Annotated in this window: 23 protein-coding genes and 4 pseudogenes; 15 read left to right on the top strand and 12 right to left on the bottom strand. The window is 64.3% G+C overall.

Annotation, left to right across the window (positions count from 1 at the left end; all coding sequences use genetic code 11):
* Positions 1-194 precede the first annotated feature (194 nt).
* From JN302_RS39570 to JN302_RS06795, 3 genes and pseudogenes are all read left to right on the top strand, one after another.
* A pseudogene (locus tag JN302_RS39570) lies at positions 195-638 on the top strand (tyrosine-type recombinase/integrase); the annotation flags it as partial.
* Positions 639-718: 80 nt separating this feature from the next.
* Entirely contained in the window at positions 719-1,039 is a 321-nt protein-coding gene (locus JN302_RS39575; protein ID WP_274609258.1) for a tyrosine-type recombinase/integrase, read from the top strand.
* A gap of 3 nt (positions 1,040-1,042) precedes the next feature.
* Positions 1,043-2,234, top strand: a pseudogene (locus JN302_RS06795) (IS91 family transposase).
* Between the two features lie 439 nt (positions 2,235-2,673).
* Here JN302_RS06795 and JN302_RS06800 read toward each other — a convergent pair.
* The 5 genes and pseudogenes from JN302_RS06800 to JN302_RS06815 all read right to left on the bottom strand — a co-directional run bounded on the left by JN302_RS06800 (position 2,674) and on the right by JN302_RS06815 (position 6,799).
* The gene (locus JN302_RS06800) at positions 2,674-3,429 is read right to left on the bottom strand and encodes a substrate-binding domain-containing protein (protein WP_244846608.1); all 756 of its coding nucleotides are present in this window, start codon (positions 3,427-3,429) and stop codon (positions 2,674-2,676) included.
* Positions 3,430-3,573: 144 nt separating this feature from the next.
* A pseudogene (locus tag JN302_RS39765) lies at positions 3,574-3,708 on the bottom strand (transcriptional regulator); the annotation flags it as partial.
* Positions 3,709-3,746: 38 nt separating this feature from the next.
* On the bottom strand, positions 3,747-5,246 hold the full coding sequence (locus tag JN302_RS06805) for a tripartite tricarboxylate transporter permease (RefSeq protein WP_202332405.1): 1,500 nt from the start codon (positions 5,244-5,246) through the stop codon (positions 3,747-3,749).
* 12 nt (positions 5,247-5,258) lie between these two features.
* Positions 5,259-5,678: a tripartite tricarboxylate transporter TctB family protein gene (locus JN302_RS06810; RefSeq protein WP_202332406.1), complete on the bottom strand. Its 420-nt coding sequence runs from the start codon at positions 5,676-5,678 to the stop codon at positions 5,259-5,261.
* Between the two features lie 74 nt (positions 5,679-5,752).
* Positions 5,753-6,799, bottom strand: a complete 1,047-nt coding sequence (locus JN302_RS06815; protein ID WP_244846235.1) for an ABC transporter substrate-binding protein — start codon at positions 6,797-6,799, stop codon at positions 5,753-5,755.
* A 235-nt stretch (positions 6,800-7,034) separates the two neighbouring features.
* Here JN302_RS06815 and araD point away from each other — a divergent pair, with 235 nt between their 5' ends.
* The 3 genes from araD to JN302_RS06830 are packed head-to-tail and all read left to right on the top strand — an operon-like array spanning position 7,035 to position 10,456.
* Positions 7,035-8,777 (top strand): L-arabinonate dehydratase, encoded by a 1,743-nt coding sequence (araD, locus tag JN302_RS06820; protein WP_202332407.1) that lies wholly within the window; start codon positions 7,035-7,037, stop codon positions 8,775-8,777.
* Between the two features lie 11 nt (positions 8,778-8,788).
* A complete protein-coding gene (locus tag JN302_RS06825; protein WP_202332408.1) occupies positions 8,789-9,718 on the top strand; it encodes a dihydrodipicolinate synthase family protein in 930 nt (309 codons plus the stop codon).
* A 27-nt stretch (positions 9,719-9,745) separates the two neighbouring features.
* Positions 9,746-10,456, top strand: coding sequence for a ribonuclease activity regulator RraA (locus JN302_RS06830; RefSeq protein ID WP_202332409.1), 711 nt, complete (start codon positions 9,746-9,748; stop codon positions 10,454-10,456).
* Positions 10,457-10,850: 394 nt separating this feature from the next.
* On the opposite strand, the pseudogene JN302_RS06835 reads toward JN302_RS06830, so the two are convergent.
* Positions 10,851-11,333 (bottom strand): annotated as a pseudogene (locus JN302_RS06835) (IS91 family transposase); the annotation flags it as partial.
* A gap of 604 nt (positions 11,334-11,937) precedes the next feature.
* On the opposite strand from JN302_RS06835, the gene JN302_RS06840 reads away from it, so the two are divergent.
* The 6 genes from JN302_RS06840 (at position 11,938) to JN302_RS06865 (ending at position 16,553) form a co-directional block, all read left to right on the top strand.
* Complete coding sequence (locus JN302_RS06840) at positions 11,938-12,456, top strand: hypothetical protein (RefSeq protein WP_202332410.1); 519 nt, start codon at positions 11,938-11,940, stop codon at positions 12,454-12,456.
* A 106-nt stretch (positions 12,457-12,562) separates the two neighbouring features.
* The gene (ehuB, locus tag JN302_RS06845; protein ID WP_244846236.1) at positions 12,563-13,438 is read left to right on the top strand and encodes an ectoine/hydroxyectoine ABC transporter substrate-binding protein EhuB; all 876 of its coding nucleotides are present in this window, start codon (positions 12,563-12,565) and stop codon (positions 13,436-13,438) included.
* Between the two features lie 9 nt (positions 13,439-13,447).
* Positions 13,448-14,107 carry an amino acid ABC transporter permease gene (locus tag JN302_RS06850; RefSeq protein ID WP_202332411.1) on the top strand — a complete coding sequence of 220 codons (660 nt, stop codon included), beginning with the start codon at positions 13,448-13,450 and terminating at the stop codon, positions 14,105-14,107.
* Positions 14,097-14,756 (top strand): amino acid ABC transporter permease, encoded by a 660-nt coding sequence (locus JN302_RS06855; RefSeq protein ID WP_202332412.1) that lies wholly within the window; start codon positions 14,097-14,099, stop codon positions 14,754-14,756. The genes JN302_RS06850 and JN302_RS06855 overlap by 11 nt, the downstream gene beginning before the upstream one ends.
* Before the next feature lie 23 nt (positions 14,757-14,779).
* A complete protein-coding gene (locus tag JN302_RS06860; protein ID WP_274609259.1) occupies positions 14,780-15,529 on the top strand; it encodes an amino acid ABC transporter ATP-binding protein in 750 nt (249 codons plus the stop codon).
* Between the two features lie 10 nt (positions 15,530-15,539).
* On the top strand, positions 15,540-16,553 hold the full coding sequence (locus tag JN302_RS06865) for a succinylglutamate desuccinylase/aspartoacylase family protein (protein WP_202332413.1): 1,014 nt from the start codon (positions 15,540-15,542) through the stop codon (positions 16,551-16,553).
* On the opposite strand, the gene JN302_RS06870 is transcribed toward JN302_RS06865, so the two are convergent.
* From JN302_RS06870 to JN302_RS39025, 4 genes are all read right to left on the bottom strand, one after another.
* Positions 16,520-17,044, bottom strand: a complete 525-nt coding sequence (locus JN302_RS06870) for a GNAT family N-acetyltransferase (RefSeq protein ID WP_202332414.1) — start codon at positions 17,042-17,044, stop codon at positions 16,520-16,522. The two genes, JN302_RS06865 and JN302_RS06870, sit on opposite strands and share 34 nt — an antisense overlap.
* A gap of 228 nt (positions 17,045-17,272) precedes the next feature.
* Complete coding sequence (locus JN302_RS06875; RefSeq protein WP_244846237.1) at positions 17,273-17,845, bottom strand: acyl-homoserine-lactone synthase; 573 nt, start codon at positions 17,843-17,845, stop codon at positions 17,273-17,275.
* Between the two features lie 116 nt (positions 17,846-17,961).
* Positions 17,962-18,690 carry a LuxR family transcriptional regulator gene (locus JN302_RS06880; protein ID WP_202332416.1) on the bottom strand — a complete coding sequence of 243 codons (729 nt, stop codon included), beginning with the start codon at positions 18,688-18,690 and terminating at the stop codon, positions 17,962-17,964.
* Between the two features lie 183 nt (positions 18,691-18,873).
* Positions 18,874-19,263 carry a helix-turn-helix domain-containing protein gene (locus JN302_RS39025; protein WP_244846238.1) on the bottom strand — a complete coding sequence of 130 codons (390 nt, stop codon included), beginning with the start codon at positions 19,261-19,263 and terminating at the stop codon, positions 18,874-18,876.
* A 350-nt stretch (positions 19,264-19,613) separates the two neighbouring features.
* On the opposite strand from JN302_RS39025, the gene JN302_RS06890 reads away from it, so the two are divergent.
* A complete protein-coding gene (locus JN302_RS06890; protein WP_244846239.1) occupies positions 19,614-20,603 on the top strand; it encodes a pyridoxal-phosphate dependent enzyme in 990 nt (329 codons plus the stop codon).
* Between the two features lie 12 nt (positions 20,604-20,615).
* On the opposite strand, the gene JN302_RS06895 is transcribed toward JN302_RS06890, so the two are convergent.
* Both JN302_RS06895 and JN302_RS06900 read right to left on the bottom strand, forming a co-directional pair.
* Positions 20,616-21,668 (bottom strand): PLP-dependent cysteine synthase family protein, encoded by a 1,053-nt coding sequence (locus JN302_RS06895; RefSeq protein WP_202334225.1) that lies wholly within the window; start codon positions 21,666-21,668, stop codon positions 20,616-20,618.
* Complete coding sequence (locus JN302_RS06900) at positions 21,662-22,561, bottom strand: GHMP family kinase ATP-binding protein (RefSeq protein WP_244846240.1); 900 nt, start codon at positions 22,559-22,561, stop codon at positions 21,662-21,664. Before JN302_RS06900 ends, JN302_RS06895 begins: the two co-directional genes overlap by 7 nt.
* Positions 22,562-23,007: 446 nt before the next feature.
* Between JN302_RS06900 and JN302_RS06905 the strand changes: the two genes are divergently transcribed.
* Both JN302_RS06905 and JN302_RS06910 read left to right on the top strand, forming a co-directional pair.
* Positions 23,008-23,280, top strand: a complete 273-nt coding sequence (locus JN302_RS06905; protein ID WP_202332417.1) for a helix-turn-helix transcriptional regulator — start codon at positions 23,008-23,010, stop codon at positions 23,278-23,280.
* Positions 23,281-23,300: 20 nt separating this feature from the next.
* The gene (locus JN302_RS06910) at positions 23,301-24,164 is read left to right on the top strand and encodes a replication initiator protein A (RefSeq protein WP_202332418.1); all 864 of its coding nucleotides are present in this window, start codon (positions 23,301-23,303) and stop codon (positions 24,162-24,164) included.
* Positions 24,165-24,344: the final 180 nt, after the last annotated feature.

Genomic DNA, 24,344 nt, shown 5'->3' on the forward strand with positions numbered 1-24,344 from the left:
GCTTTGCGCCCCCATGCACGAACCCGCTGCGCGGGAGGGGTGCCACGTTCTGACGCGACAGGCGACGCCTTGAGCGGGTGAAGGCAGTGATCTGACCATGGAGTTCCCTTCAACGAGAGGAACTCGCCATGGCTACCCCGTCGACCGATGCACCCGTCTCGCCGCTTCGCCAGCGCATGCAGCAGGACATGCTGATGCGAGGCCTGGGGCCACATACCCGACAGGACTACATTCGCCATGTTCGGGGCTTTGCCGCCTTTCTCGGCCGCTCGCCCGACACCGCGACATCGGAGGATATCCGCCGCTTCCAGCTGGATCAGCATGAGAACGGCGTGGGACCTGCGACCATCAACGGCGCGGTCTCAGCGCTGCGGTTCCTGTTTCTGGTGACACTGCAGCGCCGGGATCTGTCCCGCGCACTGGTGATCACCCGCTATCACCGCAAGCTGCCGGATGTGCTCAGCGTTGAGGAAGCGGCGAGACTGCTCGAAGCCGCACCAGGCCTCAAGTACAAGGCCGCCCTCGGTGTTGCGTATGGCGCAGGCCTGCGCGTGTCCGAGGTCGCGCATCTCAAGGTCGATGATGTCGACTCTACGCGCATCCTCCTTCGTGTCGAGCAAGGTAAGGGCCGTAAGGACCGCAACGCGATGCTCTCGCCGCAGCTCCTGGAACTGCTGCGGCTGTGGTGGCGCGGCGCGAAGGCAGGCGACGCGGAGTCATGCTTCCGCATGGCTGGCTGTTCCCCGGCCGCAGCCGCACCGATCCGATCTCATCGCGGCAACTGCATCGCGCCGTTCAGGAAGCCGCCGAAGTCGCCGGTATCCGCAAGCGCGTCAGCCCGCACACGCTGCGTCACAGCTTCGCCACCCACCTGCTCGAACAGGACGTCGATATTCGCGTCATCCAGGTGCTACTCGGTCACAGCAAGCTGGACACGACTGCGCTCTACACCAAGGTCTCTACCCGGACGATCCACGCTGTCGCCGGACCGCTCGACCGGGTGATGGCGCTGATGGAGGGCAAGACGCCCCCGGACTGAGTCGTGTGCCCCTCGATCGAGGTCGCCGACATCTTCCGCGCAGCAGGGCCTGCCTACCGGGTCGCCCATGCCGGGCACCTGAGCCTCATCCAGCTCAAGGTCATGTCGGCGATCGAGCAGTGCCGTACTGCCGCGCTTGGCGGTCACATCGAGGCCTGCGAGGACTGCGGCCAGTGGCGGATCGCCTACAACTCTTGCCGAACCCGGCACTGCCCGAAGTGCCAGGGCGCGGCAGCAAGGACATGGCTGGCCGAGCGCGAGGCCGACCTGCTGCTGGTCGGCTACTTCCACGTCGTGTTCACGCTGCCGACCGAGGTCGCCGACATGGCGTTCCACAACAAGGCGCTCGTCTACGACCTGCTGTTCAGGGCGGCGGCGGAGGCGATGATGACGATCGCTGCCGATCCGAAGCATCTCGGCGCGCGCATCGGCATCACCGCCGTCCTCCACACATGGAGCTCAGCGATGTCTCACCATCCGCATGTCCACATGATCGTGCCGACGGCGGCATCGCGCCTGGCGGAAGCCGCTGGGTTTCGTCGCGTCTGAGCTTCCTTCTTCCGGTCCGGGTACTGGACAAGCTGTTCCGCCGGCTGTTCCTCACCCGGCTGATCGCCCTCCACGACGCCGGCCGGCTCAGCTTCTTCGGGTCGATGGCGCACCTCGCCGAGCGGCGGGCATTCCTGCACTACCTTGCTCAGGTCAGAAAGAAGCGATGGGTGGTCTACGCCAAGGCTCCCTTTGCCGGACCGGAGGCGGTGCTCGCCTACCTGGCGCGCTACACCCACAGGGTCGCGATCTCGAACAGCCGCCTGATCGCCTTCAATGAGACCGGCATCACCTTCCGCTACAAGGACTACCGCCGCAACGGCGAGGACCGGCAGCAGATCATGACGCTCGCGACCGACGAGTTCATCCGCCGCTTCCTGCTTCATGTCCTGCCGCGAGGCTTCCATCGCATCCGCCACTACGGCCTGCTCGCCGGCTCTGCCCGCAAGGACAGCCTCGCGCTCGCCCGCGAACTCCTGGATGTCGCCGCGCCGACCGACCCTGGCGACTCCGAAGAACCGGACGACTTCCGCCCACCATGCCCTTGCTGCGGCGGACGCATGATCGTCTCGAGACGTTCGAACGCTGGAAGCAGCCGCGCGGACCGCCGCACGCAACCGCGACGAACCGGGAGGGTTGGCCATGACCCGGCATGGCATGGTCAAGGCATCAGCCGCAGGCGCTGCGCCTCCGGCAACGGACCCACGCGCGTCCATGGTGACTATCGCCGCCGACAGGATAGCGACGAGCCGTGTGCCGGGCCGGCTAAGCCGAGCCAAGGCGCGAGGAGACCGCCTGTCCGCACCCACTTCCGCGCTACACAGCACCAGTCGCGCCATCGCCGACATCTGCCGCAGTTCGAAATCCCCATAGCCATCGACTGTGGCCCGCGGGTTCCTGCATGAGGGGCTTTCGTACGCCTGCCGGCATCCGAAACCCTTCACCATATCGGTCATGCCAACGGTCTCGCCCTCATGATAAAAGCTGACATCAAATGACGTCACCACGCCAGACACACTTGGGTCTAGAAACGTTCAATTCAGCCGTACCGAGATACAGCAAATCTCGACATATGCCTGTCCCCGTTATGCAGACCCTCGCCGAATGATATCAAACCCGATGTCGATCACATTCTCTACCCGTTGCTGGCCGCGGAAGCGAGAGAGGATGGTTTCGGCGGCGGCTGCCCCGAGCGCCTCTCTGTCGACGCGCACGGTGGTCAGGGCAGGCTCCACGGCGGCGGCATAGTCCTGGTCGCCGAAGCCGATAACCGCGACGTCGCCTGGCACGGCCAGCCCGCGCGCATGAGCTTCGACCAGAACTCCATGCGCGAGCAGATCCGAACTGCAGAACACGACGCCGTCCGAAAATCCGCTCTGCAGCAGGCGGGAAAGCCCGGTGCGGCCGTTTGCCAGGGTCGCCGGTGCGTCGAATGCCGCCTTGACAACGGGCTGACCGCTGCTGCGCTCGAAATGTTCCGCGAATGCCTGCTGGCGCCGGCGGGCCCGCTCGTCGCCGGCGGACAAACAAGCCGCGCGCCTATAGCCCGCTTTGGCCGCGAAGTCGGCCGCAGCGCGGGCCGCCTCGACATGTGAGAAGCCAACACAGATGTCGATCGGCGTCGAGCTGATGTCCCAGACCTCGACGACCGGCACGCTTGCCGCCAGCAACATACGTCGCGCTTGAACGGAGTGGTGAACCCCCGTGAGCAGTACGGCGTCTGGCCGACGCGACAGGTGGGTCGCGATAAATGCCTCCTCGTCGCCGAGATCGAAACCAGTCTCCGACAGGAGTATCTGGTAGCCACGCGCCCGCATGCGCTCGTTGAAGGCGGCGATCATCGAGGCATAGACGATGTTCGAGATCGACGGAACAAGTGCCGAAACCAGCATGCTCCTCTGTGAGGCCAGCGCTCCGGCGATCGCATTTGGGACGAAGCCGGTAACGCGGATCGCCTCGTGGATGCGCCTGAGTGTCTCCGAAGAAACCTTCGACGGTTCGGAAAGCGCGCGCGAAACCGTGACCTGCGAGACGCCGGCCATGCGGCCCACCGTTTCCATGGTTACCGCTCCCGAAGGACGTCGGCGTTTGGCGCGTGTCGAGGTCTCTTCCATAGCCATGTGAAATCTATTTCGCCGGTCGGCCCAGAACGCAAGGTTCAGGCTCGAAGCCTTTCCGCACGCTGCCGCCTGCCGATCGCCACCGATACGGCGATCGACGCCGCGATCAGCACCCACAGCACCACGGCGATCCAGCTCTTGGTGAAGAAGATCGTCAGGTCGCCGAACGACTCGAGGCTCTTGACGAAATAGATCTCCGCCGACGGTCCCAGGATGAAGCCGATGATGAACGGGGCCACTTCCAGCCCGAGCTTGACGCCGATCCAGCCGGCGACGCCGAAGAACAGCAGCGTCCAGACGTCGAACATGATCCCGTAGTTGATCGTATAGGCGCCGATCACGCACATCATCAGGATCACGGGGTAGAGGATCGCCTTCGGCACCGCCACCGCCAGCGAGAACCAGCGGATCGCGTAGTACATCATCACGAACGTCACGAGATTGGCGAGCAGCATCGCCGCGATCATCGCGTTCCAGGTGTCGGGATGCTGGCCGATGAACAGCGGCCCGACCTGGATGCCCTGAAGTGCGAATGCGCCGATCAGCAGCGCCGTGGTCGAATCGCCGGGTATGCCGAGCGACAAGAGCGGCACCAGCGCGCCGCCGGTCAGCGCGTTGTTGCTCGTCTCCGAGGCGATGACGCCGGCCGGCTCGCCCTTGCCGAAGGTTTCGGGATGCGACGAACTGGTCTTCGCCGCCGTATAGGCGAGGATCGACGCCGCCGATCCGCCAATCCCCGGCAGAATTCCGACGAAGGTGCCGATGCCCGACGAGCGGATCAGGTTGAGCGTCTGGCCGCGGAATATCGACCACGAGAATTTCGAACGGCCTCCCGATTCCAGGTCGCCGACCGACGGCCCCTTCGGCATGCCGATTTCCGCTTCCTCCAGGATGGTCGTCAGCCCGAACAGCGCGATCAGCACCGGCAGCAGCGCGAAACCGCCGTAGAGGACGTCCTCCAAGCCGGGTGGTATCAGACGGAAGTGACCATTGCCGCCGTCGGTGACGTCGTAAACCCCGATGAGGCTGACGAAGATGCCGAGGAAGCCAGAGAAGATGCCTAGCAGCATGTCGCTGGACAGCGCGCCCATCACGGTCAGAGCGAACAGGATAATCAGGAACTTCTCGACGTAGGAGAAGCGGATTGCGAAGTCGGCCAGCCACGGCGTGAAGAGGTATAGCGCGGCAAGCGAGATCAGCCCGCCGATCAGCGAGCCGATGATGGCGATGCGCATCGCCTGCTCGCCCTTGCCCTGCCGCGCCATCTGGAAGCCGTCGAAGGTCGTCGCCACCGACGATGGCGTGCCTGGCATGCCGATTAGGATCGCCGGAACCACGCCGCCCGAGATGCCGCCGACATAGAGGCCGATCAGCAGTGCGAGGCCGTTCTCCAGCCCGAGCGAATAGGTCATCGGCAGGCAGACGGCCACCGCCATCGTCGCGGTCAGGCCGGGGATCACGCCGAAGACGATGCCGATCGCCGTGCCGCCGGCAAGCAGCAGCACGAACAGCGGTGTTACGAAACCGAACAGTTCCATGGGTTCTCGCGGTCAGGGCAGCGTCAGGAAGAAGACATGGGCGAACACCCACCACACCAGAACGGGCGCCGCGACCGCCACGACGGTCAGTACCGTCACCGACGTATTCGTCCGCTCCCGCAGGTAAAGGAGCCCGGAAAGCGCCACGAACGGGATCGAGCAGAGCAGGAAGCCCATGCCGGTGTTCGGCCAGAGGTCGCCGACCGGAACCATGAGAAGGAAATAGACCAGCGTCAGCACGATCGTTCCGAGGAATCGCGGCTTGTCCATCTCCGACAGCGTCTGCGACCAGAACTGACCGGCGCCGGCGATCGTCCGCCAGCGCGTGACGAGGATGGCCAGCCCGAGCGCGAGCAGTACGGCGCCGATCAGCGTCGGGAAGACCAGGTGCGACGACTGGAAGTCGATCGTCATCTTCGTCAGGTCGCTCATCACGGTATCCTCCCGTCCGTCGGAGTGCGTCCGGCCCGCTTTTTCAGGCCAGACGCAGGGTCATGTCAGGCAGTTTAGCCCTTCAGGTCCTTGATGATAGCCGCAGCCGTGTCGCGCTTCGCGGCCAGGTGCGCCTTCGCCTCGGCTTGCGACAGGAAGTTCGGGATGAAGAACGAGGCGGTCTGCCGCTTCTGGATTTCACCGGCGGCATAGATCTCCTTCAGCGCCCCGTCGATCTCGGCGGCGATGCCGGCGTCCATCTCCTTGTTGAACAGGAGGAAGAACTCCTTGTCGAAGGTGAAGTCCTTGCTGCCGTCGAGGGTCACGCTAGTCTGTGGGCTGGCGAACTTCAGCATGTCGGCGCGGCTGGTCCCGCCCATGCCTGCCTCCGGCGCCTGCTCGAGGGTCTGCGGACGCGCCGTGATCCAGACGAAGCGCATCGCCGTGCGGTCATCCTCCGGCAGCTGCGTGAACTGCTCGTTGGCCTGGATCGAACCGTTGATCACATCGGCCAGGTCGTCCCACATCGCCTGGTTCTTGTCGGCCTGCGAGCCGGTGTTGACCGGCACGATGTTCGCCTCGGATCCCGCCTGACGCACCTTGGCGGCGTTGCGCATGCCGGTGAAACCGATCTCCGAGACACCGCCCGGCTGGATGGCGACGCGCACCTTCTCGCCCTTCGCGGCCGCCGCGAAGATGTCCTCCATCGACTGGTAAGCGGACTTCTTCGGCACGAGGAAGCAGTCGCCAGGGTTGATCGCGACGGTCGGCCCGATCGCGAAATCGGTGAAGGCATCGGGGATGCCAGGCACGCCGTAAAGATAGGACAGGTAGATCTGGTCGTGGTGCAGCATGATCGTCGTGCCGCGCGAGTCGCGTCCGGTCGCGTTCAGCGCCTCGTTGGTGCCGACCGGGTCGACGCGGATGTTGACGCCGAGCTTCTGCGCCAGCGCCTCGGCTACGATCGACGAGTTCTGGTAGGTGTCGCCGCCGGTCGAGGTGGAGCCGATGACCATGCGTACGTTGCGTGGCACGCTCTGCGCGCGCGCCACGAACGGACTGGCGATCGCGACGGCCGCGCCAGCGCCGGTCGCGAGAAGGGATCTGCGGGTAAGTTTCATTGAGTCCTCCCTTGCCGCGCACAGCGCGGGCGCGAATTAAGGGCCGCCGGCAATCTCCTCTCGCCGTTCGTCCCGCTCCTGCGCGATGTTAGCGCATACATTCTTCTGCACGATAGCAAATGCCTCTGTCAACCAGCATTGGCTGCTTGCATTCGATCAGCGAGAACAAAGTCGTCCAACAAATTGACATCGGCTTATGTTATCGCATACATCGCAAGCTGTCCTGGAGGTTGAAATGGCAGACGAAGGCGACAAGCCTGAACGACCGTTGCGCTCCGCGCGCTGGTTCGCGCCCGACGACCTGCGCAGCTTCGGCCACCGTTCGCGCCTCATGCAGCTCGGTTATGCGGAGGAGGATTTTCGCGGCAAGCCGGTGATCGGCGTGCTCAACACATGGTCGGAGCTGAACTCCTGCCATTCGCACTTCCGCGAGCGAGCCCAGGACGTGAAGCGCGGTGTCGCGCAGGCCGGCGGTCTCGCTGTCGAGCTGCCGGCTCAGTCGGTCGACGAAAGTTTCACCAAGCCAACCTCGATGCTCTACCGCAACATGCTGGCGATGGAGACGGAGGAGATGATCCGCTCGCATCCTCTCGACGGCGTCGTGCTGATGGGCGGTTGCGACAAGACCACGCCGGGCCTCGTCATGGGCGCGATCAGCGCCGGCGTCCCGATGCTTTACCTGCCCGCCGGCCCCATGCTGCGCGGCAACTACGCCGGCAAGGCGCTGGGATCGGGCTCCGACGCCTGGAAGTTCTGGGACGAGCGTCGCGCCGGAAACATCTCCGATGCCGAGTGGATAGGCATCCAGGGTGGCATCGCGCGCTCGGCTGGGACCTGCATGACGATGGGCACCGCATCGACCATGACGGCGATCGCCGAGGCGATGGGCCTCTGCCTCCCCGGCGCGTCCTCGATCCCCGCCGTCGATTCGGGACACCAGCGCATGGCCGCCGACTGTGGCCGCCGCATCGTCGGAATGGTTCGAGAGGGCCTGACGCCCGACCGCATCGTCACTGACGCGGCGGTGCGCAACGCGGCCATCGTCGCCATGGCGACAGGGTGTTCGACCAACGCGGTCGTCCACCTGATCGCGATGGCGCGCCGCGCCGGCGTGGAACTCACTCTCGACGACCTCGACGCGCTTGGCCGCACCACGCCGCTCGTCGCCAACGTCCGCCCGGCCGGCCAGGACTATTTGATGGAGGATTTCTATTACGCCGGCGGCCTGCGCGCGCTGATGGCGCAGATCGCCGAGCGCCTCGACCTGTCGGCGATGACCGTTACGGGCAAGCCGCTCGGCGAGAACCTCGAAGGCGCCCGCGTCTTCAACGACGACGTTATCCGGCCGCTTTCAAACCCCGTCTATCATGAGGGATCGCTGGCCGTCCTACGCGGCAATCTGTGCCCGGACGGCGCCGTCATCAAGCCGGCCGCATGCGATCCGCGCTTCCACGTCCACGAAGGACCGGCGCTGGTCTTCGACAGCTATCCCGAGATGAAGAAGGCGATCGACGACGAGACCCTCGACGTTACGCCCGACCATATCCTCGTGCTGCGCAACGCCGGTCCGCAGGGCGGGCCGGGATTCCCCGAATGGGGCATGCTGCCGATCCCCAAGGCGCTGATCCGCAAGGGTCATCGCGACATGCTGCGCATTTCGGACGCGAGGATGTCCGGAACCTCGTATGGGGCCTGCGTGCTCCACGTCGCGCCCGAGACCTATGTCGGCGGCCCGCTGGCGCTTCTGCGGACCGGCGACATCGTGCGGCTCGACCTTCCGGCTCGCCGCCTCGACATGCTGGTGGATGAAGCCGAACTCGCACGGCGACGCGAGGAATGGACGCCGCCCGCTCCGCGCTTTGAGCGTGGCTGGGGCTGGATGTTCTCCAAGCATGTGACTCAAGCTGACAAGGGTTGCGATTTCGATTTCCTGGAGCGCGGCTTTGGCGCCGCCGCCGGCGAACCAGACATCTTTTGAGGATACCCGACATGCCCCTGACCCTCGAGCAAGCGCTAACGGGCATCTCCGGCATCCTGGTCACGCCTTACGACGGCAACGGCGACATCGCGCCCGAGCGCCTCGCGCCGATCGTCGATCGCGCTCTCGCGGCCGGGCTGCACATGCCGGTCGTCAACGGCAACACAGGCGAGTTCTACGCTTTGACCACCGACGAGGCCGAGACCATGGTCCGCGAGGTGGTCGGGATGGTCGACGGCCGCGCGCCGGTGCTCGCCGGCGTTGGGCGCGGCGTCCGCGATGCCGTCCGTGTCGCGCGCGTGGCGCGCGATGCCGGCGCGAGCGCGCTGATGGTTCACCAGCCGCCAGACGCCTTCGTCGCGCCGCGCGGGCTGATCGACTATTTGCGCACTGTGGCGGATGCGTCCGGCGGCTTGCCGATGATGCTTTACCTGCGCAACGACGCGATCGGCACGAAAGCCATCGCGGAACTCTGCGCCCTGCCGGAAGTGCGCGGCGTGAAGTGGGCGACGCCCAATCCGCAAAAGCTCGCCGATGCGCGCGCCGCCTGCGATCCCTCGATCGTCTGGGTCGGCGGCCTTGCCGAGGTGTGGGCGCTGGTCTTTTACGCCGTCGGCGCACGAGGCTTCACCTCGGGGTTGATCAACGTCTGGCCGGAACGCAGCGTCGCAATCCATGCCGCGCTTGAGGCGGGCGATTTTGCGGCGGCAAACGCCCTCATCGACGGCATGCGCGTGTTCGAGGAGATACGAGCCGAGGAAATGGGCGGAACCAACGTCACCGGCGTCAAGGCGGCGCTGATCGCGCAAGGGCTGGACTGCGGTCCCACCCGTCCGCCGTCTGCCTGGCCGCTCACCGAGGCGCAACAGACGCGCCTCGACGCCTTCATCGCCGCAAACGGCATCGGCGCAGCGGCAGTCCGCACCGCGGGCTTCGCCTGAAGCCTTCAAACTCATACGGGGAACATCATGGACGAAGCACTGCGTGAAAAACTCAAGGGCATCTCGGTCGCGACGCTTGCCACTGCGCTGTTCAAGCGCGGCCTGCGCAACCAGGTGATCCAGGGCGTCCAACCTGTTGGCCGCAAGGGCCGCAACATGGTCGGTCCCGCCTTCACCCTGCGCTACATTCCGGCGCGCGAGGACCGCAACCAGCTCTCCGAGTTTCGTAAGCCCAGCCATCCCCAGCGCGTCGCCATCGAAACCTGCCCGCCGGGTCACGTGCTCGTCATGGACAGCCGCAAGGATCCGCGCGCGGCTTCCGCCGGCGACATCCTAATCACCCGGTTGATGGTGCGCGGCGTCGAAGGCGTCGTCACCGACGGCGGCTTCCGCGATGCGGCGACCATCGGCGAACTGGCCATTCCGGCCTACCACACCCGGCCGTCGAGCCCCACCAACCTGACGCTGCACGAGGCCCTCGATCTCGACGTGCCGATAGGCTGCGGTGACGTCGCCGTCTTCCCCGGCGACATCATCGTCGGCGACGACGACTGCGTGATCGTCATTCCGCAAGCGATCGCCGCCGAGGTGACAGACGAGGCCGTCGAGATGACCGCCTACGAGGACTTCGTCGTGGAGCGGGTCAAGGAGGGAACGCCGATCATCGGCCTCTATCCCTGCACCAAGGACGAACATGCCGAAGCCTTCAAGGTCTGGCGGGCCGAACACGGCCGGTAGGTGTTGCCGTAGCTGATCGGGGTGGTCGATCGAGATTAGCCTCCTTCAAAGTCGGCTATTCGATTTCAACCCCCGAAAGCAGACTGTCCGGAGACGTGAAGAGTTTCGGGCGCCGGCAGGCGTACGAAAGTCCCCGAGGAAGGAACCCGCGGGCCACAGGTCGATGGCTATGGGGATTTCCGTTTTTGGCTGGTGTCGAGGATGACGTGACCGCTTTCGCGAAGCACCAGGATGGATCCGGCGGGACCGCTTCGTTGCGCCTCCGCGCGGTATTGTCGGCTTGGTGGGCAGCCGGACGCGACCCCGTCAGCATCGGGGGTCACCATGGACGCGCGTGGGTCTGATGCCGAAGGCTGAGAGCCTGCGGCTGAAGGCTGGAGCAGGCCATGCCGGGTCATGGGGCCGTCTCCCGGTTCGTCGTCGTCGCGTCCGGCGGCCCACGCAGCTGCCTCCTTCGTAACCGAACACCTCAAGCACGATCATGCGGCCGCCACAGCAGGGGCATGGCGGGCGGAAGTCGTTCGGTTCTTTCGGGCCGTCGTCAGCCGACGGTGCGGCGACGTTCAACAGTTCGCGAGCCAGTGCGAGACTGGCCTTGCGGGCGGAGCCGGCGAGCAGCCCATAGTGGCGGATGCGATGGAAGCCACGCGGCAGGACATGAAGCAGGAAGCGGCGGATGAACTCGTCGGTGGCGAGCGTGATGACCTGCTGGCGATCGGCGCCGTCGCGACGATAGTCCTTGTAGCGGAAGGTTGACGCCGCTCTCGTCGAACCGGATAAGACGACGGTTCGAGATCGCCACCCGGTGGGTGTAGCGGGACAGGTAGGCTAGCACCGCTTCCGGACCGGCGAAGGGAGCCTTGGCATAGACGACCCAGCGCTTGCTCTCAACCGCAGACGCCCTCCCGCGCAGCGAGTTCGTTCACCGGCCCCATACTGGTCGCTCGTAGTCTCGCGCTTAGCGTCGGCGGTTTGTGCGTTGCCGACGCATAGGCGCTTTGCGCGACAGTTAGCCGCCTTCCTGATTTCGCAGTGCTTGAGCCATTTGCGATCACTGGAATGCCTCTCGCCTCTCAAGGCGAACGGCTCAGGCTTCTGAGGTTCTGGCTTCAGCCGATGCCTTCGCTAGACTTCCTTGCCGGCGCTAGCCCGTTCTCGACCAACCGGCGAACAGCTTCCGCCCGTGTCGGAAGATCAGGCTGACTGCGTCGCCATTCGTCGATCCGCGTGAGAAGTTCGCTTGAGAGACGCAGTTCAAAGCGTTCGGTTTTCAACTCTGGGGAGTTGGAAGCGTTTGACAATTGCAATTCCCGTGATGTACGGTATGTACGTAAGTTCCGGTCACCTGCGGCCGCCTAACGTGCGCCAACACGCTAGACGACCTGACCATAACCAAGCTGTGTGGAGCTCGGATCATGGCTGATTCCGACAATACCACGACTTTGCCTTTCGTCACCCGTCGACGGAAGAGGCGAATTGTCGTGTTCAACCATTCCGTGCCGGCCGCGAAGGCTGAGGCGCGCGAGGCAATCGAGCGCGCCGAGCCGGAACGGGCCATCGTGGTGGCACGGCTGTGGCGCGATGCCCAGGCAAGATCCCTGTCGCTCTGCCGGCGACAGCAGCGGCTGGAAACCGAACGCATGCGCGCGGTCCGCTCTTCTGCTCTGTCGGGGTCGGGTGCTCCAGCAATGACCCGTGATCAGGCAGAGGCAGAAGCCGCGCGGTGGCAGCGGATCGATGGCGATCCCGACTATGCCCAGGCAAGGGAGGCCGAAGCGCAGGCCGCGCAGGTGGCGGAGGAGCTGCTGGAGAAGCTTGCCCGCACGCCGGCGCAATCCCTCGAAGGTGTCATCGCCAAGCTGGATGTCGTGCTGCGGGAGGCGAAGACGCATGATGCGTCGAGCGGCTTCCCCTGGCCGCAGCTCCGGTCGGCGCTGGCGGATTTGCGGCGTTTGAAGGCTGAAGCGGAAGGCGGCTCGCCTTCCGGGGTGAACATTTAGGGCAGCGCCTTTCCGCCTTCGCTGGGCGGATATGGCCACAGTTAGCGCGGCAGAGACGCCAAAGGCACCGCCGCCTCCACACGACAAACCACAATGGGAGAAGAGAATGAACCGCAGATTGCGCGCGCTAAACCTCGTGTCGGGTTTTGTCCTGATGCTTTTCGGGCTGGTTGGGGCCAGCGATCTTGCCCTCGCGGAAACGACAAAAGAACGCATCCTGCGCGAGGGCAAGATCGTCATCGGCATTCACAACCGATCGCCCTGGGGCTTTCGCGACGAGAAGACAGGCGAGGTCACTGGCTGGCATCCCGATCTTCTCAAAGCCGCCTTCGCCGATCTGGGCGTCAAGAACCTCGAGTTCCAGGTGACCGAGTTCGGAGCCCTTATCCCGGGCCTGCTCGCGGGTCGTTTTGACGCCGTGGCATCGGGGCTCTCGATCACGCCTGAACGCTGCAAGCAGGTCGCCTTCGGCGCGCCGGATCTCCAGGCCCCGGACGCGGCCATCGTTCTGGCCGGCAATCCCAGGAAGATCTATGGCTATGCCGACATTGCCGCCCAGGAAGACATCATCATGGGTGCCGGCCGCGGCAGCGTCGTCACCACCAACGCCAAGGCAGCCGGCGTGCCCGAGAGCCGCATGCTGCTGTTTCCGGATATCGAATCCAATCTCTCCGCGCTGCGTGCCGGCCGCATAGACACAGCACTCATGGCGTCGGCGACGGTCATCGGTCTTCTGGCCGGGAAGGGCTCGGACGGCCTCGAACGCGCGGCGCCGTTTGACGTAGGTGAAGCGCATACCAACTTCGCGGCGATCGCCTTCCGAAAGGACGATGTCGATCTGCGCGCGACCTACGATGAACAGCTGACCAAGCTGAAGGGCACCGAGGCCTTCGCCGCGATCATGAAGAAATACGGCTTCGGCGATCCGGAAGCGGTGCCGCCAGGTATCACCGCCGCCGACCTCTGCAACAGACAGCCATAGGGGGCGCCAATGAGCCTGCTCGACATCTGGCTGGGCATTCTCCAAGGGCTCGGGACAACGGCCGCCGTCACCGCCTACGGCCTCGTCTTTGCCGTTCCGTTCGCGCTTGTGTTTGGCGTTGCCCAATATCTGACGCGCGGCGCCGCGCGACTGCTGGTCACCAGCGTCATCGAGTTCTGGCGCAGCTCAGCCGTCATCATCCTACTGTTCGTCTTCTACTACGCGCTGCCTGTCGTCGGCGTCACCTTGTCGGCCCTGACGGTGAGCGCCATGGTTCTTGGCCTCAACGCCGGCGGCTATGCCAGTCAGGCGGTGCGTGCCGGTCTTCAGGCGCTCCCGTCCGGCCAGAAGGAGGCCGCTGCGGCCCTGGGTCTCTCGCGTCCGGCAATCCTCCTCCTGATCGAACTGCCACAGGGGCTGATCGCGATGAGCCCGACCTTCGTCAACACCCTGATCCAGCTGGTGAAGGCGACGGCGCTGGTGTCCCTCGTGACGCTGACCGACATGACGTTCCGCGCCAAGGAAATCGCGCAGGTCGAATACAATCCTGTCGCGATCTACACGGCGCTGCTGCTTGCCTTTTTTGTCGTCTGTTACCCGATCGCCCTGGCCGGACGCTGGCTGGAAGCACGTGTGGCCGCACCCGGGAGCCGCTCCGGTGGGATTTGATCTGAACTTCGCTCTCTCCACCGTGCCGACGATTCTCGGTGCGGTCGGCACGACCCTTTGCGTGGCGTTCGTCAGCTGCATTGGCGCCGCCGCAATCGGCTTTCTCTTCGAGATGGTGCGCCGCGTCGGTGGCGTCGCCGGCCTCACGGTCGGCTTCGTGATCGACTTCATCCGGTCGACACCCGTGCTGGCCTGGCTCTATTTTCTCTACTTCGTCCTCCCCTTCTATGGCATTCGCCTCGGCTCGATGACGGTCGGCGTCATGGGCCTCAGCCTCTATTACAGCGGCTATCTGGCAGAGGTCTTCAAGGCGGGCATCGACGCCATCCCGAAAGGCCAGCCGGAAGCAGCCCATGCGCTGTCCCTCAGCCGGCGCGATGCCGTCATCTACGTGATCGCGCCGCAGATGCTGCGCAACATCGCGGCTCCGCTCGGCAACTACTTCGTCTCGATCCTCAAGGCGACGCCTTACCTGGCGGTGCTGGCGGTCCCCGAAATGCTGGGACGCGCCTTCGTTATCGCCTCGGAAACCTATCGCTACACCGAGCCGCTGGTCGTGGCCGGCCTCATCTTCCTGGTGCTCGCATTGGCCATTTCCCATGGCGTCAAGCGCCTGGAACGGCGCCTGCTTGCAGTCGGCGCACGATAAATCACTGAAACTCAGGGCAGGGCATGAGCACGCAATCGGACTCCATCGTCGATATCGAAGGCCTCAACAAATGGTTCGGCGCGCTGCAGGTGCTGAACGACATCAATCTCACAGTCGCAAGCGGTTCGCGCGTCGTCGTCTGCGGGCCGTCGGGCTCAGGCAAATCGACCCTCATCCGCTGCATCAATGGGTTGGAAAGGTATCAAAAGGGGGAACTGCGCCTTGCCGGAACGACACTCGGCCTCAATGCCAGGGAGACGGCCGCCGCGCGCCGGCAGACCGGCATGGTGTTCCAGAGCTTCAACCTGTTTCCACATCTGACGGTGCTGTCCAACTGCACGCTGGCGCTGCGTCGCGTCGCCGGCAAGAGCCGTGGCGAGGCGGAAGATATCGCCATGGCCCATTTGGAAAAGGTCAGGATACCGGAGAAGGCCATGTCCTATCCGGGCCAGCTTTCCGGCGGGCAGCAGCAGCGCGTGGCGATTGCCCGCGCTCTCTGCCTCAACCCACGCATCATGCTTTTCGACGAACCGACCTCGGCGCTCGATCCGGAGATGATCAAGGAGGTTCTCGATGTCATGGTCGCGCTGGCCCGCGACGGCATGACGATGGTTTGCGTCACCCACGAGATGGGCTTCGCTCGTGAAGTCGCCGATCAGGTCGTCTTCATGGATGGCGGACGCATCCTCGATCGCGCACCCGCGCGCGACTTCTTCGGCGTATCAGGGCATCCCCGCTCACGCCTTTTCCTGGAAACGATCCTGAAGCACTGAGAGAGCATCAATGACGGATTACACGCAGGTTTGGACGCCGCTGGACTTTACGGCGGATGGAAAGCAATGCGACTGGCTGCGCGTGCCCTATTCGACGGACTTGTCGGGTTATGGCGTGGTTCCGGTTCCGATCGTGTGCATCAGGAACGGGGCAGGCCCAACGGCCCTGCTGATGGCCGGCAGCCATGGCGACGAATATGAGGGACAGGTCGCGCTTGCCGCGCTGGCGCGTGAAATCGACCCGGCCGATGTGAGGGGCCGGATCATCATCCTGCCCGCGCTCAACGCTCCTGCTGTCGAGGCCGGCCGGCGCGTCTCGCCGCTGGATGCGGGCAACCTCAACCGGTCCTTTCCAGGCGATCCCGTTGGCGGGCCGACCGCGATGATCGCGCATTACGTCACCACCGTGCTTCTCGCCATGGCAGACCTTGCCATAGATCTGCACGCAGGCGGACGATCATGCGATTATCTGCCGTGCGCCCTGATCAGAAGCGGGGGAACCGAGAAGGAGCTACGGGAGCTTGCCGACCTTGCGGTCGCGTTCGGCGCTCCGGTCACCTCGATCAGCGACGGTTCCGGCGGCGGCGGCAGGACCACATTCTCGGCAGTCGGGCTGGGCCTTGGGGTGCCCGTGCTCACCGCCGAACTCGGCGGCCGCGCCGCCCTGTCGCGGGAGGGCTTGGCGATCGCGGAACGCGGGCTGCTGCGTGTCCTGCAACGCTATGGCATATTGTCGGGTACATCAGCCGATCCTGCCTCGCCGACCCGCTTCATGCGTGTTCGGGGCAGGGGGGCCTTCATCTATGCGATGCGCAAGGGGCTCTTTGAACCGGCGGCCGAGCTGGGGGCGGCCGTCGAAGCCGGGCAGCTTGCCGGTGTCATCCATTCCATCGATCGGCCGTGGCAGGCACCGGAGTCGGTCGTTTTCACCGAAGACGGGATGGTTGCCTGCCGGCGTGCGCCGATGCTGACCGAACCGGGGGATTGCCTCTACAAGCTCCTCGTCGACGTCGACCCCGGCTGATCGCCGCAAAGTCGCCCGATCGGCGCGATCATGATCCTTTGGCGGCCGATCCGCCCTTCGACGATGCGTCCCGTTGGCGTCAATCCGCAGGCCAGGTTCAAGTGGAAGGCCGCGAGATTGGCGACGTTCACGCTCGACATGACATGTGTGACGGCCGGCCGCTCCCGGGCGATCCACTGTGCGGCGAGACGGATCGCCGCCTTGCCGTGACCGCGACCCTGGAAGCGCGTGTCGATCCGCAGATTGTTGAGCGTCATGCAGCCTCTTTCTGCCCAGACGGGCAGGGCGGCGTCTTCGCGCGCAACGATGAAACCCACGACCCTGTCGCCGTCGGCGAGCGCAAAAGGAGTCTGGCGTGGCGGCGAGGCTCGTAACTGGTCGAAGACTTCGCCGATGGTGCCACCGGAAAAGGCCTCCTTCTCGGGGTCGACTGCAATGCCGGCGACAAGTGCCTCGTCGTCAAATCCGATCACACGCAACGAGATTGCCATTTTGATCCACTCCGGACGGTCAAACCCGTGATCAGTCTTGCGCCCATTCGGCCGGCCGAGCCTGACGGAATTTCGGGATTGCTGACGGCGCTGCCAATCGCGCGCGAAGGCGTACCCGACCGACTGGACTGTGCGGACGACATCATGGCCGATGGTCGCAGCCAGATGCTTCCGCAACTCGCGACAAGCGCATCGTCGCCGCAGCCAACGCGACGCAAGCGCGAGCAGTTACTCAGGCGCCGCAGCGTCTGCCAGGATCGGCCCACGGATGTCATAGGCCCGGCGCGTGCTTGCGATCGCTTCCGGCGTGACATCGATCAAAAGCGCGACGATGTCGCCGTCTTCGTGCTGCAGGATATCTCCCAGTTCAGCGATGCTCCACCCAAGGGCGCGCAGGCGCTTCGGCCAGAACGATTCACACACGACGCTGATCTGGCGAATGCCAAGTTTGCAGGCAACCTCCAACAGGCCGCATAAGACGACGCCGGCAATCGGAGAGGACCTGCCACGGCTGCGCAGGGCGGGACTGATGAAGAAGCGCGTCCATTCGAAGATGTCCTGCGCCCGCGGCGGCCCTGCGGGCGCGAGGCCCGGAAACACATCGCCGAGCAGGTGGGGTTGCAGCGTCGGAACAAGACGAGACCCGCCGACGATCTTGCCGACGCTATCGAGCGCCAGCAGGTAGACGGCGTGCTCGGTGTCGAACGCATCCATCTCGATATTGATGGGACGCGCCACCGCACGCCATTGTCGTCGTTTCACGTAGATGTCATAGCGGATGCGGAAGTAGCGCTCCAGCAAGACTCTATACTGCTTTCTGTTGGCCCAAGTGACCACATGAATTCGAACCATGACGCCTCCCGGCGCCAAAGGTAGGTCACCGCCCCCGGACTCCGTATCCCGGAATTCCGGTATTGCTAGATCTGAATTTCATTCCGGCGCAACGCCTTTACGATAGCGTGCGCAACATTAATGGCGTCGAGCTTGTCGCGGATGTTGCGCTGATGGCTCTCGACCGTGTTCGGCGTCACCCCGAGGATGCATGATATGTCGTCTGTCGACTTGCCTTGCGCGCTCCATTGCAGCAGTTCGCGCTCCCGTGGGGTCAATGGCGGACTCTCCACGTCATCCGAGTTGCTCTCCAAGCCGCCCACTTTGCGAAACAAGTGGACACAGAGCGTTTCGATCAGAGGCATCGCGCCGGGCGGTACCTCGATCCGATCGCTCGCAGCCGTCACCACGGCCGGGCCGGCAAGCGGGACATGGATGGGAACACAAATTCCATCCGTCATGCCGAATTCAGCTGCCTCGTCCATGACAAGACGGCCACGCGATGTCAAACCTCCACTGCGCAGCTGATGCCAGAAGAACGGCTCCGCAGTGAGGCGGCTGCGTGCGGCGCAAGGATCGTGGAGGAAGTGCCCTTCGGACTCGTAGCGGGTGAACCATTCCCTCGGCCATCCGTCATGCAGGATCGCACGATGCCATTCGCTGTCGTGAGGAACTGGCAATCCGGTGATCAGAAAACTGTGCAGGCCATAGCGGTCAAGAACCCCCTGAAAAATATCGAGTGCGCGCTCAGATGAGCATGCGGCGTCGATCTCGGATATCGTCGCGAAAAGCTCCAAAACGGCAGCGTTGTTCATCGATAGACTTCGGCAGGTCTTGCAATGTCAACTTCAACCTAAGCGTGTTCCGCGACCGGCTTCAATGCCGTGGGCGTTGATTGTCTAACGTAGGAGTCAAAGCCGGCTCACTATTTCCGGCCGTCGTGGTGTAGATCGGAAATTCTGGGTTCAGTCCGGTGTGCCACGCGCCGACCGCTTGGTTCAACGTCCAAGGCGACGCTCCGGCGCACTTGCCGTGATCAGATCCTGAGGTTCAACGTCCAACGCCTTCGCAAGGATTTCCAGCGTATCCAGCGTAGCGTTGCGCCGTCCGGCTTCCACACTGCTGATATAGGCTCGCGTGCGCCCCGAGACGAAAGACAGCTGCTCCTGCGACAGCTTTCTTTCCCTACGGAGCCGCTGCACGTTCAGACCAAACACAGCGCGAAGTTTCATCGCGCGAAAGGTGCAGCGATGAGCACTGTAGTGCGACACACTATAGTGCACATTCCGCGTTGACAGGGACATCGCCACCTGTTTGAACCGACTGGCGACAGAACGATCCTGCACCGAGGAATTGCGATGGCCGGCCAACCTCTTAGCAAGTTTCAAGCACACGCTTCGTATCCGACTTCCCATCGACATAAGCCGGAGAACCATCAGCCTGAAAGGCGCGCGGTGCCGGGGGCGGCTGCCTTCGTCGGGCTTGTCTGCATCCGCTGCGGCGCTTCCTATCCGACCACCATGGACATCGATTCCAGAGGCTGTCCGGCTTGCCACGAAACCGCGCCAGCCAACCTCAAGCCAACCTATGCCTCGCCCCCCGATCCGCGCTCGATCGCGGCGAATGCGCCGCGATCATTGTGGCGCTATGCCCATACCTTGCCATGCTCGGCGGAGGACGCCGTTTCGCTTGGGGAGGGCAGACGCCTTTTGTTGAAGCGACCCGGATCGGTCGGACGTTGGAAGTCCCGAAGCTCTTCATCAAGGACGAGGGCCGAAACCCGACCTGGTCGCATAAGGACCGGTTTTCGACGGTTGCGGTGTCGGTGGCGCGGGCACAGGGGGCAAAGGTGGTGGCGACGGCCTCGTCCGGCAATGCCGGGGCCTCGCTGGCGGCCTACGCCGCGCGCGCGGGGCTGCGCTGTGTTGTCACCACGTTTGGCGGATCGGCCAATGCGATGCTGGCGCAAATCAGGAAATACGGTGCCACCGCTCTGCCGCTCGCCAACAAGATGGATCGCTGGACCCTGCTTGCCGAAGCCGCGACACGCTATGGCTGGTTCATCGCGTCGCCCTATAGCGCACCGGTCGTCGGCAGCCACGCCCTCGGCATCGAGGGTTACAAGACCATCGCTTACGAAATCGTCGAGCAGTCGGGCGGCGTCGCGCCCGACTGGTGTGTTTTGCCCGTCTGCTACGGTGATGCGCTGTCTGGCGTCTGGGCGGGATTTCAGGAACTGTATGCGCAAGGCGCGATCCCGCGACTGCCCAGAATGGTGGCAGCCGAGGTGCATGGGTCGCTGGCGCACGCCCTTGTCACCGGTGGCGACAGGCTCGAAGAACGCGGCATGGCATTCGAAAGCCTTGCCGTCTCGATCGGCGCGCCGCGCAGCGCCTACCAGGCCCTGAAAGCGCTGCGCGAGTCTTGCGGCCGCGCCGTACCGGTGAGCAATGACGGTCTTGTGGAAATGCAGGAGCGTCTTGCCCGCGACGAAGGAATTTTCGCCGAGCTGGCGTCGGTTACGCCACTTCTGGCGATTGCACGACTGCGAGGAGAAGGCGTCATTGCCGCGAAAGATCGCGTCGTGGCAGTCGCCACCGCCAGCGGTTTGAAGGATCTTGATCGATCGGTCGGCAACCCGACGGATGACACGATATTTCGATCGACGGGTGATGCATGGGATTGGCTGGACCGCAATGCCGCCACGCTGCTGGTTCGGCAAAGATAGGGGCCCCAAGGATTAGTCAGAGAGACCCTCATTCTTGAATTCGGCGTGGACGATCTGGTCAAGGCTCCGTCTCGCCCATGTGAACCGCGTCCAGTCGGCCTCGGACCCAGGCTCGATGGTCGCGAGCTCTCGCGGTTCGGAAGGCGATAGACAGGGCCAGCCCGGTAACGAGGCAAGCCAAGCGTCATCGAAGACCGTTTCCGCGTAGCGGTGCCCCTCGTCTGGCATGATGATCGCGACCCGGGCGCCGGGACGAGCGCTCGCGACCCATCTGCCAACGAGGATGGCGGCGCCGCTGGTGGGGCCCTGGAAAATGCCATGATCACGCAACAGACGACGAGCCTCGCCGAAGGCCGGATATGCACCGACCCAGTGAACCTCATCAATAAGGTCGTGCCGGAGATTGCCGGGTAAGATGCTGTTGCCGAGACCGCGCAACAGACGCTTCCCGGCGGGTTGTCCAAAAAGGATGCTGCGGTGAGTATCGACCGCGATGACAACGAGATGCGGAAAGACCGCGCGCAGAAAGGTTCCCGTCCCGCACAGCGAGCCGCCGCTCCCGACACAGCCAACAAGACAATCGATCTTGCCGACCGTCCGCACCAGCTGCTCGGCCAGCCGTGCATAGGCGAGCGCGTTTCCTGGATTGTCATATTGCCGTGGCCAGAAGCAGTCGGGCTCCTCGCGGCGAATGTGCTCGAGCTTCTGCAGACGCCTCATCTGATCACCATTGCCATCAGGGTCCTCGGTGATGATCATCTGCACGCCTAAGCCATCGAGGCGCGCCCTATACTTCGCATCGATGAGGCTTGAGGCCGAGACCAGCGTGAGCCGGTATCCGCGTGCCGCCGCCAGCAGCGCGAGAGCCATGCCGAATGTGCCGGATGTCGTCTCGACGACGCGCATCCCCGTCTTGAGTGCGCCATCGGCGGCGGCGCGATCCAGAATGTAGCGTGCCGGCATGAGCTTCATCAGCGGGAAGGCGGCCGCGACCAGATTGGAAGACAGCGCGGCCATGCGCGGGGTCTCCAGCGCGTGGAAATAGTCTTCGTCCAAAGCTACCATTTTGCGCCATCGTCGTTGATCTGGTGAAACTCGACGTCGCAAAAACCGGATCTCTGTACCGATGTCGCAACGCTGTCCGCGCGCTGCCGCAAATTCTTGCCGGCGCGGTCGAACAGGATGCCGAGCAATGAGCCGCTATGTGCTACCTGGACGCCGCAGGCGGCAGCGCCTTCCGCGATCTCGATGACACGTTCGAGATGTTGCTTGGGCAGGTGTCGCTGGCTGAGCAGCGCGCTGGCGGTCGCCGCACGTCCGAGGCAGTTCGGATCCTGATAGCGGACCGCATAGGCGATCAGTCCGCGCAGGACACGGAACTGCTGGATCTCCGTACTATCATAGCGTGCCGGCGGCAGACGGAGAGTGTCAATCGGCAGTCCACCACTCGACTTGAAGCCGACCAACAGCAAGGGCGGCAACGAGCCGCCGAAATCCTCCAGGACGATACCCTCACGCTGCGCGAAGAGGACGGCGTGCCCATCGAAGGCGATGGCGTCGCTGGCCTGTTCGGCGGCGACTGCCAGTTGGCTGATACGAGAGGGCTGCAGCCGGGCAGTGTGGGCTGCCGCCACAGCGCGAATGGCGGCGACGACATCCGCGGTGGAGGAGCCGTAGCCATGACCGATCGGAATGTCGCTCTCTATATGGAGGACGCCCCCTTCAGCCACGTCCAGATGGTCCAGCGTCTTGCGGGCAGCCAAGCCCGCCTTGGTCTTGTCGCCGGGATGCACGGTGAGGGCGGTTGTAGCCTTGCAGGTGAACGTCGCTCTCGATCCCAATTTGGCGACCGGGAGGGTGACCAGGCCGCGATGGAGTTGCCCGTTCCGGTCTTCGAACACCCCTTGCAGCAGTTCTCCATGGTGACCCATTGCCGACCCGATCCCGATCCTCGGCACCGGTTCTCCACTCGGGGCCGCTTTCGAGACTGAAGCCACGGTCCACTCCCTGCGATTCCCATCTGGGGCAATGTTGGCTCTGGCGGTGCCGATCCGACGTCATCAAATTCCGGCATTGACCAAAGCGGGCCGCCGCGGCGCGGGCCTCTTGCTCGGTCGACGAAACCCAGATGCCGCGGCGTCCTGTCGGCCATGCCTCCAGGCAGAGGCAAGGATCTCTGCTGTTTGTGGTGTAGGCCCCGACACGGCCCCCACATCGATACTTGGCACCGGCGTCATCCGTAGCCAATCGCATGAATAGGCTGCCTGTAGCGTCTGCATATGCCATTGACAGGGGGACACTTTCCCTGGACGCCTCTATTTTCGTCACTCCTCCAGACCGAAGCTTCTTCGCCATCGTCGCATCTGACCCGCCGCACTGACGGCGGCTGCGACGGAGGCATTCAATGCAAGGAAAAGCCGACAGCAATTGGCCACGCTTCGTACGGACGCCCGAGGCCGCGCGCCTTCTCGACCTTTCGCCCCGTACGCTGGAAAAGCATCGTTGCGACGGCACGGGGCCGATCTTTCACAAGCTCGGCGGCCGCGTCGTCTACGCCGTTTCCGACCTGCATGCCTGGGTCGCGGCCAGTGCCCGCCGGTCCACCTCCGAGGCGGTTCCCAACAGCCGTAGCTCCGACACCCCACCGGCTGGCCGCGTCGCCGTTGCAACGCGCTGATTGTCGCGGTGTCCGTCGCCATGTCCGCGCGTCGCACATATCAGGGCCAGCAGCTCGAGCTCTTCCGGGCGCGCTCTGGCGACATCGCCGCCCGCGACGCGCAGGACCTCATGTCCTGGCCCTTCTTCTCCCTCGCCAAGTCCCGCCGCGTGACGCCGATCGACTTCCGCATGGGCGATGTGTCGATCCGCGTCGAGGCAACGGCCGAGCACGGCATGGCGACCATCTGGGACGCCGACGTGCTGATCTGGGCCGCCTCGCAGATCGTCGATGCCCGCGATCGCGGCCTCTCCACCTCGCGCTTCATGGCCGCCACGCCCTACGAAATCCTCGCCTTCATCGGACGTTCGGACACCGGTCTCAACTACGACCGGCTGAAGGCCGCGCTCGACCGCCTGCAATCGACGACGATCGTCACTTCGATCCGCCAGCCATCCGAACGGCGGCGGCATCGCTTCTCCTGGATCGCCGAATGGAAGGAGCGTCTCGACACCCAGGGCCGGTCGCTCGGCATCGAACTCATCCTGCCGGACTGGTTCTATGCTGGCGTCCTCGACGACGCGCTGATCCTCACCATCGACCATGATTATTTCGAGCTGAAGGGTGGCCTCGAACGCTGGCTCTACCGGCTCGTGCGCAAACACGGCGGCCGCCAGACCTGGGGCTGGAGCTTCGACGTTCCGCATCTCCATCTGAAGTCCGGCAGCCTGTCGCCACTCAGGCGTTTCCGCTTCGAGCTGCGGGCCATCGTCAGGCGCCAGCCGCTGCCCGGCTACAGCCTTGAGCTCGTGGACGATCCGGACGGCCGCCAGCGCCTGACCTTCCGTCCAACGGAGAGGGATCTGATCATCGCGCCCCGGAAACGGGCGGGAGGTGGACGATGAACGCCCGCTTGCCGATCGGCTTCCTCCGCAATTGTGGATGGGATGTGGACGGACCCGAACTATCGGGAACGCCGACTCCCGACTTTCCGGGAACGCGAATCCCGTACCATCGGGAACGCAAACGCCTCGCAACCCTCGGAATCGACAGGTGGATTCCGGCCCCTCTAACTTCCCTAACCA

Origin of the sequence: Mesorhizobium sp. L-8-3 (assembly GCF_016756615.1) — a bacterium.
Classification (GTDB): domain Bacteria; phylum Pseudomonadota; class Alphaproteobacteria; order Rhizobiales; family Rhizobiaceae.